General features: G+C 48.8%; 8 protein-coding genes. 3 read left to right on the top strand and 5 right to left on the bottom strand.

All coding sequences use genetic code 11. The features are described from left to right. Nucleotides 1-43: 43 nt before the first annotated feature. The gene (locus AC4G47_RS24485) at nucleotides 44-727 is read right to left on the bottom strand and encodes a serine/threonine protein kinase (RefSeq protein WP_491103163.1); all 684 of its coding nucleotides are present in this window, start codon (nucleotides 725-727) and stop codon (nucleotides 44-46) included. A 399-nt stretch (nucleotides 728-1126) separates the two neighbouring features. On the opposite strand from AC4G47_RS24485, the gene AC4G47_RS24480 reads away from it, so the two are divergent. Beyond that, complete coding sequence (locus AC4G47_RS24480; RefSeq protein WP_491103162.1) at nucleotides 1127-2044, top strand: PD-(D/E)XK nuclease family protein; 918 nt, start codon at nucleotides 1127-1129, stop codon at nucleotides 2042-2044. Nucleotides 2045-2205: 161 nt separating this feature from the next. On the opposite strand, the gene ald is transcribed toward AC4G47_RS24480, so the two are convergent. Beyond that, nucleotides 2206-3339, bottom strand: a complete 1134-nt coding sequence (ald, locus tag AC4G47_RS24475; protein ID WP_458125563.1) for an alanine dehydrogenase — start codon at nucleotides 3337-3339, stop codon at nucleotides 2206-2208. 189 nt (nucleotides 3340-3528) lie between these two features. On the opposite strand from ald, the gene AC4G47_RS24470 reads away from it, so the two are divergent. Beyond that, nucleotides 3529-5199 (top strand): PucR family transcriptional regulator, encoded by a 1671-nt coding sequence (locus AC4G47_RS24470; RefSeq protein WP_491103161.1) that lies wholly within the window; start codon nucleotides 3529-3531, stop codon nucleotides 5197-5199. Nucleotides 5200-5259: 60 nt separating this feature from the next. Here the strand turns inward: AC4G47_RS24470 and AC4G47_RS24465 are convergent, their stop codons facing one another. Further along, nucleotides 5260-5550 (bottom strand): hypothetical protein, encoded by a 291-nt coding sequence (locus AC4G47_RS24465; RefSeq protein ID WP_458125565.1) that lies wholly within the window; start codon nucleotides 5548-5550, stop codon nucleotides 5260-5262. A gap of 315 nt (nucleotides 5551-5865) precedes the next feature. Between AC4G47_RS24465 and AC4G47_RS24460 the strand changes: the two genes are divergently transcribed. Further along, nucleotides 5866-7935, top strand: a complete 2070-nt coding sequence (locus AC4G47_RS24460) for an nSTAND1 domain-containing NTPase (protein WP_491103160.1) — start codon at nucleotides 5866-5868, stop codon at nucleotides 7933-7935. Nucleotides 7936-7968: 33 nt separating this feature from the next. Here AC4G47_RS24460 and AC4G47_RS24455 read toward each other — a convergent pair whose 3' ends face one another. After that, entirely contained in the window at nucleotides 7969-9786 is a 1818-nt protein-coding gene (locus AC4G47_RS24455; RefSeq protein WP_491103159.1) for a sigma-54 interaction domain-containing protein, read from the bottom strand. 513 nt (nucleotides 9787-10299) lie between these two features. Then, nucleotides 10300-11223 carry a proline dehydrogenase family protein gene (locus AC4G47_RS24450; RefSeq protein ID WP_491103157.1) on the bottom strand — a complete coding sequence of 308 codons (924 nt, stop codon included), beginning with the start codon at nucleotides 11221-11223 and terminating at the stop codon, nucleotides 10300-10302. Nucleotides 11224-11380 lie beyond the last annotated feature (157 nt).

Genomic DNA, 11380 nt, shown 5'->3' with positions numbered 1-11380 from the left:
GCGATCATCCGGGTTATTTTATTGAATTGAGTTTGCAACATGCTTATTTCATAAATCTGGAGAACAGACGATTCGCTTTCTTGGAGAGATCGTCCATTTTGACATTGGCATGATCGAGCTGATTGTATCCCCATTTGATCGTTTGCAGCATGCGTGGAGATATAGGCGTACCTTTGATTCGCGGATAGATATTGTGATAAGCCCATACAAGATGTTCCCACCGATTGTCATTGCCGACCTGAATGTACTCGGATACGTCGATCACTTTCCCGCGTCCGTTCTGGAGAAGTACATTCTTCAAATGAATGTCGCGGGGGTTCAGCCCGCGGCTGCGAACAGCTTCTCGTGCTGCGTCCACATCGAGCATCACCTGCTCGGGGACGGGGATTCCTTTTTCCAAACACTCCAGCAGAGTATCTCCGGGTTCAAAACTGATCACGAGAACATTCCGGCCGCTGCCGTAATAGATAGGGAAGTATGGCAGGCCTTTAAGCTGCTCGTATACCTGCTTTTCATTTTCGAGTTTGTCCAAGGCATGATCCGAGTACATCTTGAAGGCATACTGCGGCAAGCCGTCATACGTAAATACAGCCGCGTCCGTACCCGTGCCAATGCAATTCAATCCTTCGACATCGCCGATGATGTTCACGAGCTCATTCCGGTCGCTTCCGATGACTTGGATCTGTTGTAATGCCTCTTCCGCCTGGAACCAATCCGGTCGATTCATGGGTGGTGCCTCCTTTTAGGATATGCCTGTACAATTTTTTTATAAAATAATTACGTTCTACAACCCAAAAAAAGACTAATTAGCGTGTCTGGAGATCGTTAGATTCAATAAAACCGCATTATGCACGTGATAAGATGTGTAAGATTCGTTAGTTCCGGGCCCGCCCTGGGCACATACCAGCATCCCGGATTCTTTGTCCTCTATAAAGTATATTAAGCTTTCTGCTCCGTAATTTCATCTTTTGGTGATGTTACTATATAAACGATACGGATCGAATCGGAAACGGTTGCGTCAGAAGAAAATAACGGAAGCATGCTTGCGGCGAGGTTGTACGGGCTTTATACTGTGAGCATTAAGGGATCTCATGCAGATCCGGCATACAGAAAGGCAGAAGTTCTTATGGCACAATACCCTCAATGGTCTTATTCGCAGTCGCGGGCGAGTATGTTCGATGAGTGCCTGCGCAAATATTATTATCATTATTACGGTGCCCATAATGGCTGGAAGACAGACTCTGCTGATGAGATGCAGGTTCGTCTGTACCGTCTGAAACAGCTTAGCAATCTGTATCTTGTCTTCGGGGACCTCGCGCATCGGATGTGTGAGTCAGCGGTTCGCAGCAGGGAAGAGGGCAAGAACAAACCGCGTGAACACTTTCTGGAACAGACGATACGCAAGCTACTGAATCAGGCGTATGTGGAATCAATGGACACGGATCAGTGGCGGCTGAACCCCAAGAATCGAACGATGCTGTCCGAGATTTATTACGGGGATGATACGTTGAATGACCGGATTGCCACGATTAAGGAACGTGCTTCGGCCTGTGTCAGCAACCTGTACCAGACGCTTACGTGGGAGGACTTGTCCCGGGCAAGTACGGACATTCTGGAGATTGAGAAATGGGATACCATGATGCTGCATGATACACGTGTGTATGTAAAGATGGACTTATTGTATCGACGCAGTAACGGCAACATTGTCATCGTGGACTGGAAGACGGGCAAGGAAGATGACTTCTCGGATCAGTTAATGCTGTACGCATCCTATGTGAGAGAGCACTACCGAATTCCTTTGGAGCAGATTGAGCTGCGAGTGGAGTACCTGTTAACCGGAAAGCACCGAGAGTTTGCCGCAACGGAAGAGGATATTCGGAAGGTAGAAGAGAACGTAGGGCGTTATATCGAGGAGATGCGATCCTGCGTGGAGGATGAGTATTACAACCGTCCCAAGGACGTCACCTACTTTACGGCGATGCCTTCGCACCGGTCTTGCAGGGATTGCAACTTCCGCGAAGTGTGCAGCGAACGTGCGGTCTAGAGCGCCAAAACCAGAGGAACATAAGGCCTTATACCAACGAGCTATTTCATATGTGAAAAAAATCAAGAAGCGCAAGCCGGGAAAATATCTGCCCGACTCGCGCTTCTATTGCGTCCCACAGGCCTGGCGACAAGGCGCCGGGTGGAACGACCATATCAAGATCACTGGACAGCGGCGGTATTCTCCAGCGCCTGTCCCGCAGGAACATAGGCATGCCCGAGGTCCCGGGCAACTGCCTCATACGTGATGTGTCCATTCAGCACGTTGACCGCGCTGCGAATGGACGAACTGCCGCGAATCGCGGCGGCTGCACCGTGGTTCGCCAGCTGCAGCGCATAAGGCATGGTGGCGTTGGTCAGCGCCACCGTGGACGTACGCGGCACGGCGCCTGGCATGTTTGCCACCGCGTAATGCACGACGCCATGTTTCACATAGGTCGGTTCATCGTGGGTCGTGATATGATCAATGGTCTCAACGATCCCACCTTGATCAATCGCCACATCCACAATGACCGAACCCGGTGCCATGGTCTTCACCACCTGCTCGCTGACAAGGGTTGGCGCCTTGGCGCCCGGAATCAGCACTGCACAGATCAATAGATCCGCCGCGGCAACGGCTGCTGCAATGTTGGACGGGCTGGATACCAGCGTGTGGATCTGATTGCCGAAGATATCATCCAACTGGCGCAGACGATTCAGGTTCAGATCAAGGATGGTCACATCGGCGCCAAGACCAATAGCAATTTTGGCTGCATTCGTTCCGACTGTACCGCCACCAATAATGACGACTTTCCCCCGACTGACACCCGGTACACCGGACAACAGGATGCCCTTGCCACCTTCCGTCTTCTCCAGCAATTGTGCTCCAATCTGAGATGCCATGCGTCCTGCGACTTCACTCATAGGGGTGAGCAGAGGCAGGGTATTGTTGACCTCCAGCGTTTCATACGCAATGGCCGTTACCCGACTTTCAATAAGGGCTTTTGCAAGCTCCGGTTCCGCTGCGAGGTGCAGGTAGGTGAACAGAATCAGCCCCGGACGAAAAAATCCGTATTCACTGGCAAGTGGTTCTTTGACCTTGATGATCATTTCGGCCTCTGTCCAAACGGACTTGGCATCATTCCGAATCTCAGCACCCGCAGCTTGATATTCATCATCCGTGAATCCACTGCCGACGCCTGCGCCTTGTTCGATCATCACCTGGTGACCGGCTCTGATGAAATCTGCTGCCCCGGCCGGAGTCATTGCTACACGATTTTCATTATTTTTGATTTCTTTGGGAATTCCGATTCTCATCGCCATGCACCTCGCCCATTTATTGGTTGTTAGCTTATACTACAAGTTTATGACCTGGATAATCGTTTTGCACCTTACCTGTTGTCTAATTTTTAGGAATACAACTCAACATATTGTCGAAAAAGACTGTTCAGGACATTTGTCCATGGATTATAATGTAAGAAAAAATAACACGAAGAGGGATCGCCATTGCAAAATGATCGCGTGTTTACCATCAGAGATATCCTGGCACGTCCGGTATTTGGCCGAGCAAAGCTTGCGGCAGGGAAGGGTGGAGTGAACCGACAGGTTGGCTGGGTTCATGTGCTCGAGATTACGAATGTATCTCCATTCGTAAGCCCCCATGATCTTATTTTATCCACTGGACTGTGGCTTCAATCGGAAGAAGGGCGTGAAGAGTATCTGCTCCAGCTCATTGGCAGTGAGGCTGCGGGGCTGTGTGTGGAGTTTGGTACCAGCATCAACGGAATTCCCGAAGAACTGATTGAACTGGCGGATAGACACCAGTTTCCGTTAATCGTATTCGAACAACCGGTCCGTTTTGTCGAGATCACACAGGATATTCATTCGCTGCTCATTAATCATCAGCATCAACTGCTGAAAAGTCTGGAAGCTTACTCCCGTCAGCTTCAGCAGCGAACATTACAGAGTACGGATATGTCTGCTGTGCTCAACCTGTTGCATGAGTACGCTGCTAAACCGGTGGTGTATATCTCGTCCATGGAACCGGGCAGCTTTGTACCTGAACTGGCTCCGGAGATGGAACAAACGATCTATACGTGGTATGAACAAGAGGTAGAGCATCTGGATCTGAATGATTCAGACACCGAATTATGGTTCCACATGGATGAAGAGAAGGTTCTGCTGTGTCATCCGGTCGTCTGTTTCGGGCAGGTGTTCTCCGCTGTAGGCATGATCGTGCATCCGTCCGCTCCCGTGGATTATCTCAAGCTGTTGCTCGATTATACAGCGAAGGCAGCCGCAGCCCTCACGCTTCGTTCCCAGTTCCTTGAAGAGAAGATGGTCCGCAATCAGAACGAGCTGATCCAGGATCTAATGAATGGCAACATCCATCAGGAGGAGCAAGCTCAGACCCGAATGGGACTTCGTTTGCTGGTGAAGGGACATTATTGGTTTGCTGGAGGGGTTATAGAGATTGAGCATCGGTTGAAGGGTACAGGACGGGAGCGGATGGAAGCCAATCATCAGGATATTCTTGTCCTGCTTCGATCTTTGCTCAAGAAGAATAATCTGCCCAGCCTGATCATGCTGAAGAACAATCAGGTGTATCTGTGCTGCGCGAAGGAAGCCGTAACTGCTAATGCGCGTCATCAACTGCTGCGCTTGCTGGAAGGAATCACGCTGGATGTGAACCGGTTTGCCAGCCGTAACTTGAAACAAGTCACCATCCATGCGGGATTTGGCAAGTTACGCAGCCGTTTGACCAGCTTGCCCGAGAGTCTTCAGGAGGCCTATCAGGTGATTGAAGTTTCGAGATCGGTAGGTCAGATGGAACATGTTCACTTTTACGAACGTATGGGTATATATCAAATGTTAAAAGCCTTACCCCAATCCTTCCTGCAACCCTTTGTCCAGGATCACTTGGGTGTGCTGATTGAACATGACCAGACGAATCACCTGCGATTGGTAGAAACGCTGGCTGCCTATCTGCAGAATTTTGGTTCCAAACGGGATGCCGCTGCCCAGTTGTTTGTTCATCGGCAAACGCTGTACAACAGACTGGAGAAGCTGGAAGAGCTGATGGGACCTGATTACATGGATCAGGAGAGAAGAATCTGTCTGGAGATGGCGCTGCTCGCGCATGCGATGATTGAGAATGGACAGTGGCAATCCTCTTGATGGGGTGATATGAGATGTAAGACAGACTGTGCATCGAGCTTACACTTCGTCGTGCACAGTCTAGCAGTTTTTGCTGATCCGCCGAGTACGTTGTAACGAGGCGGGCAGGTGTTGCAGGGTGGGGGTGGAACGTCGTCCCCGATATAGTTTCGTTTGACCGGAGGATGGTGCCAGAGATAAAGAAGAAGGAGCAGCCAGCCGATATGGGGGTGTTGACCGGTCGGAGCGTCCTCCCGGTTCAGCCTCCTTGGCTGCCATTGAAATATCGCTTTGGAGCAGCCATTCATTAAGTCGTTTGGGATTGATTCCGAGTTGTCCGCTAAGATTACAGATATCGAGGTTTATTCTCACACAAATCCGCCTTTCCTGAATATCGGGCTGGTAGTAGGGATTGAAAGGGAAGCATGAATTCGAGATCGGTAAATGCTCATGTACATGTTGGCTGTGCCTGATCGGCGGAAAGATCCATATGATAAGAAGTAGCGCGGAGGCGTTTATGTATACCTTGTTATACGTTTCCATGTCCGCTGTTTTGAATATTTCCATTAAATTGGCTTTTAACAAGATTCTATCACTTCACATGCAATTGCGCGTCTCAATATAGTCTCATTTTTGAGAGGATATATTGTATATTAAAAGTACCAGTATCTAGTACGGAGGACATATATGGGAAACAGTAGTGAGGCACAATACGACAAATATGTTAAGGATGGGAAACGTTTCGTTGGTCGAACCAAGGAACTGACGACACTGGAGGCATGGTTTAATCATCCGGAAGCCCCATTAACCATATATTCAATTACGGGCATGGGAGGCATTGGTAAATCTTCCTTACTATCAGAGATGTTATCCTTATCTAGGGATCAGGGTGCAACGGCAATATGGATGGATGGCCGATCATGCGGTCCGACACCTTCTGTCTTTATGGAATATTTGTCCTCTACATTGGGCCTGGAGATACTGGATGGTGAAGGATACCCACGACCACTGAGCCTGCTGAGGAATACTTCAATCGAGAAGCGAATGGTCCTGGCGGTGGATAATTATGAAGAACTCGCTCTGCTGGAAAGTTGGTTCATGGAAGTCTTTATATCCAAACTTCCGTTAAGAGGGATACTTGTCATTCTTGCCTCACGCCCGGAACTGGCATCTGCCTGGCGGACACATCCCCGATTGCATCAGCGGTTTGTACCGATGAGGCTTCAACATTTTACAGCGAATGAGATTACGGAGTATATCACGGTGGCAGGCTTCCTGAATCGGGGCGTGGCAGGTACCATTACGAGAATGACCGATGGACACCCGCTGGGCCTGGCCCTTGCGGTGGAGGCTGCGGATCAGAGACGGAATCTTCCTCAGGCCGAATGGGCTGAGTTATCACACATGATCAGTGCGCGATTATTATTGGAACTAACGAATCCCCGTCTACATCCGATGGTGGAGGTGCTAACACTTATTGAGACAGCCAATCAGGAATTGTTATCATCTGTACTGGACATGACTGTGACGCAAGAAGACTACCATATGCTCAGAGAGATGTCGTTTATCCGTTCCGGCCCGGATGGTCTTGGACTTCATGACATGGCCAGGGTGCATCTGCTGCGGGATTTTCGCCAGCGTGAGCCACATCGGTTGCAGACGATGCGTATCAAGATTGCGAAGCTGCTGAAACCGTTGCATGAACAGGCAGGGGCTCATGAGCGTCGCCAAATAGCCAGGAAGATGCTGCTGCTCTGTCAGGAATCGATGCATCAAAACCGCAAGTACGCAGACGTGTCTCGTGATTCCTTGTTCTCGCCTCTTGAGACGATGAGAAAAGAGGATCTGCCCGCTCTGCACAGCTTATTACAGCAATGGTGCGAGTATAGTGTGGAACCATGGCAGGCTGTGTCCTATGGCCCCTTCCTGGATGAATTGGCAGACCGTTATCCTGAAGGAATCGTACTGATGCGTGACAAGCTTGGGGAGACGATCGCCATGTTCATCACTATACTTGTACATAGGGATAGTAGTGAGCTGCTTTTGAAATATTTTCCGAATGAGATGCATGAATGCTTCACTCCGCAGGAGCTTGAGAATGACCCGGATCAGAGTGATACCCACTTTGCATTGCTGGCTGCGGCAAGAAACGACGTGCCTGGTTACACACGAGAAGAACTGGTGGGATATATGGCACTGGACCGACTATCTCTGTTGGGCGATGGCGCGAGAGCGATACTGGTAGCAAGGAACCCTCATCTGAAATTGTTCTTGCAGAGCATTGGGTTTCGAATGCGAGGAACACGTACTCGTGTCTGTGACAGATATGGAAATCAGGCTGATGTGCTTGATTTGGATTTGCGTAGCGGGCAATTCGGAGCCTGGGTCATGTCTCTGCTTGATCCCGAGAAACAAGAGGTGCTAATACAGCCAGAAACAACGGAGGCGGATCGTGAAGTCTGGACTGAACAGGATGTTCGCAAGATGTTGGGGCATCTTCGTTCTCCGGGAGAATTGCATGAATATGCTAACAGGATCACAGGAGTAAATGATGGTATCCAGTTACAATTGTACCTACTGGATTTGCTGGAAGGCAGAGTGCAGGGTGTGTCACCGCAGGATCAGATGCTGCTCCATGCGGCCTATTGGACACATGCTGGCAATCCAACTGCCGCAGCCCAGACATGTTCGATGAGTAGGGCGACATTCTATCGCCATCTCCGAACAGCACTGATCCGCTTGGCGCGGATTTTGTAGTTTTTTTTCATTATAATGACAAGAAGAGGCTGGTCATAGACCAAGCCTCTTCATGCGATTATAGAGCGTTGCCCTGGAGATGCCAAGTTGCTTGGCGAGTGTTCGTTTGTTGCCACCTGCGGCTTCCAGATATTGAATTAGAAGTTGCGCCTCATAGGTGTCCATTTTTTGCTGGTAGGTATCATCCGAATTCCCCACATTCGCAGCAGTTCGAGGTTTCTGTTCCGTTCCCGCCGAATATTGGCTATGCTCGTGTTCACTGTTGGAATGTAAATGAATTCCCGATATCAGCTGCACTTCGGACTGTTCTTGCAGGTCGATGGAGGTGAGGGTGTCAGGCAGGTATTCCGGCTTGACCTCTCCATCTGTGGTCAGAATGGTCAGGCGTTCAATTACATTTCTTAATTCTCGTACATTGCCCGGCCAATCATACTGGAACAACAGCTTGAACACTTCGGGTGGAACCAGTTCAATATGACGGTTATAGAGCAATGAGAACTCTTGCAGGAACGTCTGGGTTAATTCGTATATATCTTCCTTGCGCATACGCAGGGGAGGGATGATGAGATTGATGACGTTAAGCCGATAATACAGATCCTCACGAAATTGATTACGGGCAATCATGCTGAGCAGATTCTGATTGGTCGCTGCAATAATCCGGCAGTCAGCCTGCTTCATACGTGTTCCCCCCACAGGAAAGTAACTCTTCTCCTGCAACACCCGAAGTAGCTTCACTTGTAGTTCCAATGGCATCTCACCGATTTCATCCAGAAAAAGGGTACCCCCTTCGGCAAGCTCGATCTTGCCCTTTTTGCCTTTGGGATCAGCGCCAGAGAATGCGCCTTTTTCATAGCCAAATAACTCACTTTCGAACAAGGAAGCGGGAATTGCCCCGCAGTTAATCGCGATAAATGGTGCCGTCTGCAATTCACGAAGATCATGAATGGCTTTGGCGAATAACTCCTTGCCTGTGCCACTCTCTCCGAGGATGAGTACCGTAGCTGAGGTGGTACTTATCTTGCGGATGGTATCCAGACACTGGCGAATCACCGGGCTGCTGCCTTTGATGCGAGCAAATGGATCTGTGTCAGGACGCAGTCTGGCAACGGCCTTCTCCAAATGTTGGACTTTGGATGTCATATGTAATAATTCCTGATGCAATCGAATCTCGGTTGTAATATCCACTTCAGCAGCTACTGCGCCCACAATGCGTCCATCCAGCTGAACTGGGCGGGCATTGATCAGAGCGAACAGATCCGGTCTCGGCTGATGTTGTTTGCGATAGACTGTTTCACCGGTATATAACGTCTTGAGGGACTGAAGTCGGTCGGGCGGAAAAAAGTCTGCGGCAGGCTGTCCGATAATATCATTTTTGCTGATGGAAAATACATGCTCCGCGCCAGATGTCCAGTAGGCCACCTTAGCTTCTTCATCGATTAAGGTCAGGGCTGAACCCGCAGTTTCCAATGTGGTCTCAAAATAGGCTTCCATCAGCCGATGCGCATGCATCATGGCATGCAGGACATCGGATACGGAGATATAGCCTTTCCATTCGCCCTGATCATTTCTTATTAATATAAATGGGCTCGCAGCGAACAGGGGAATAACTTCCGCAAGCTGGATCGAAGCAGAGACGACGGGCACAGGCAGACTACCGTATGGTGTTGTTCTGTTAGGTTGGCTGTATAGCCAGGCGTACCCTGTAATGCAGCGTATGAAGACAGGTTCGTCTGCACGTATAACGAGTTCTGACTGTAGAGACTGAAGTGTATGTTCGTCATACAGGACTTCATCGTGAATACTCATATCTGTTCGTAACAAAGAATTCAGATCAGGAAGTAAATGTCTCATCGGGATCACCTCGGTTACAGCTTATACTTGTACGTAATGAAGAATGTGAAATTATGTATATTATAAACGTTCGGATGAAGGTGTGTATATATTTTTTGACATCAGGTGTTCAGGTTTAGTGGTGAGAATCTATGGCTATGATCCTATTCATTATTGTATGCGATTACATTGGATGTAAGTGGGAATGAAAGTTGCCGTTATCGCAAGGATAAAGGATTTTGGTGGTTTTGATGTCATGAAAAATGACGTCAATAATTCTGTGAAACGGAGCGGAAAAACCGGAGAGAAGGAGGAGGCCCAGTTATTTGAAAGGCTGAGAAAGCACTACTGTGTCTATTATATTAGACATTTCAATTTGAGGTTTCTTACTTTTTAGACATATTAATCAGGTTATAACATGCTAAAGAATGCGATTTCAGTCTTATATCTCATCCAAATTTATAGATTAAAAAAACCATGCTCTCCAAGAAAACAGGGCAGCATGGTTATAAAGGTAATTCATTCTGAAATATATTAACGAAACATATTCTTAACAACCATCCAGAGATTAGCCGGTTTTTCGGCCAAACGGCGGGTGTAGTACGGATACCACATGGTGCCATAAGGTACGTAGCAGCGAATGCGATAACCTTCTTTGGCGAGACGTTCCTGTTCACTCATACGCAGACCGTATAACATCTGAAATTCAAAGGCTTCCGGCGAAATTCCCCGATCCTTGGCGTATTGTTTCGTCCAGTTAATGATGTGATCGTCATGCGAGGCAACCGCAGTGTACACGCCCTGATCGAGATGGTTGCGTATCATCGTTTTGAATTGATGAATGACTTCAGAAGCATTCTGATAGGCAACAGATCCGGGTTCCTTGTAAGCTCCCTTGACCAGACGCAGCCTGATCCCCTCCCGAATCATATCACGCGTATCTTCCTCAGTCCGATGGAGGTAGGCTTGCAATACTGTGCCTGTATTGTGTAGTCCTTCGGCGTGCAATCTGCGCACGATGTCCAGCGTCGCTTGAATAAATGGGCTATCCTCCATATCGATTCGGACAAACAGATCATGCAGCTTGGCTTGTGCGGCAACGGTTCGGATATTTCGATAACCCTCTTCAGGGTCGAGTGCGAGGCCCATCTGGGTTGGTTTCAGCGAGACGTTGGAGTCGGCCTTCTCACGTGCGATGCCTTCAACCAGTCGTACATACTCATCCCTGTATAATGCCGCTTCGCTTAGACGGGTAATGCCTTCGCCCAGGTGATCGAGCGTAGCCATAATGCCTTTGTTGTTGAGTATGCGGATTTCTTCGAGAGCTTCCTCCAGGGTATTGCCTGCGATAAACTTACCTGCCAGCTTCTTGCCGTATTTGATGGACAGGTTCTCTACAGCTTTGTTGCCTGCCACAGTTAACAAGGTTTTACGATATATTTCCGTTCCTACACTCATCTTCATTTCCTCCTTGTGCCCTTTGTATCCTTATTCAAGCAAGAAATGTGCCAGATTTAGCGATGGTCTACTACTTTTATTCGAGGCGGAGCTAAAAGCTTTATGAAATAAAGCTGCATCGGAAGGTTATTCTGTCATCGGAGTGGGCAGTGTGAAT

The sequence above is a fragment of the Paenibacillus sp. Negev47 genome (genome assembly GCF_058313655.1).
This window is presented reverse-complemented; position numbering and strand designations above follow the sequence as displayed.

What these genes read in the sequence shown, in the direction of transcription:
- AC4G47_RS24485 (WP_491103163.1), bottom strand. Translation starts at nt 727, where the DNA reads ATGAATCGACCGGATTGGTTCCAGGCGGAAGAGGCATTACAACAGATC.
- AC4G47_RS24480 (WP_491103162.1), top strand. Translation starts at nt 1,127, where the DNA reads ATGGCACAATACCCTCAATGGTCTTATTCGCAGTCGCGGGCGAGTATG.
- ald (WP_458125563.1), bottom strand. Translation starts at nt 3,339, where the DNA reads ATGAGAATCGGAATTCCCAAAGAAATCAAAAATAATGAAAATCGTGTA.
- AC4G47_RS24460 (WP_491103160.1), top strand. Translation starts at nt 5,866, where the DNA reads ATGGGAAACAGTAGTGAGGCACAATACGACAAATATGTTAAGGATGGG.
- AC4G47_RS24455 (WP_491103159.1), bottom strand. Translation starts at nt 9,786, where the DNA reads ATGAGACATTTACTTCCTGATCTGAATTCTTTGTTACGAACAGATATG.
- AC4G47_RS24450 (WP_491103157.1), bottom strand. Translation starts at nt 11,223, where the DNA reads ATGAGTGTAGGAACGGAAATATATCGTAAAACCTTGTTAACTGTGGCA.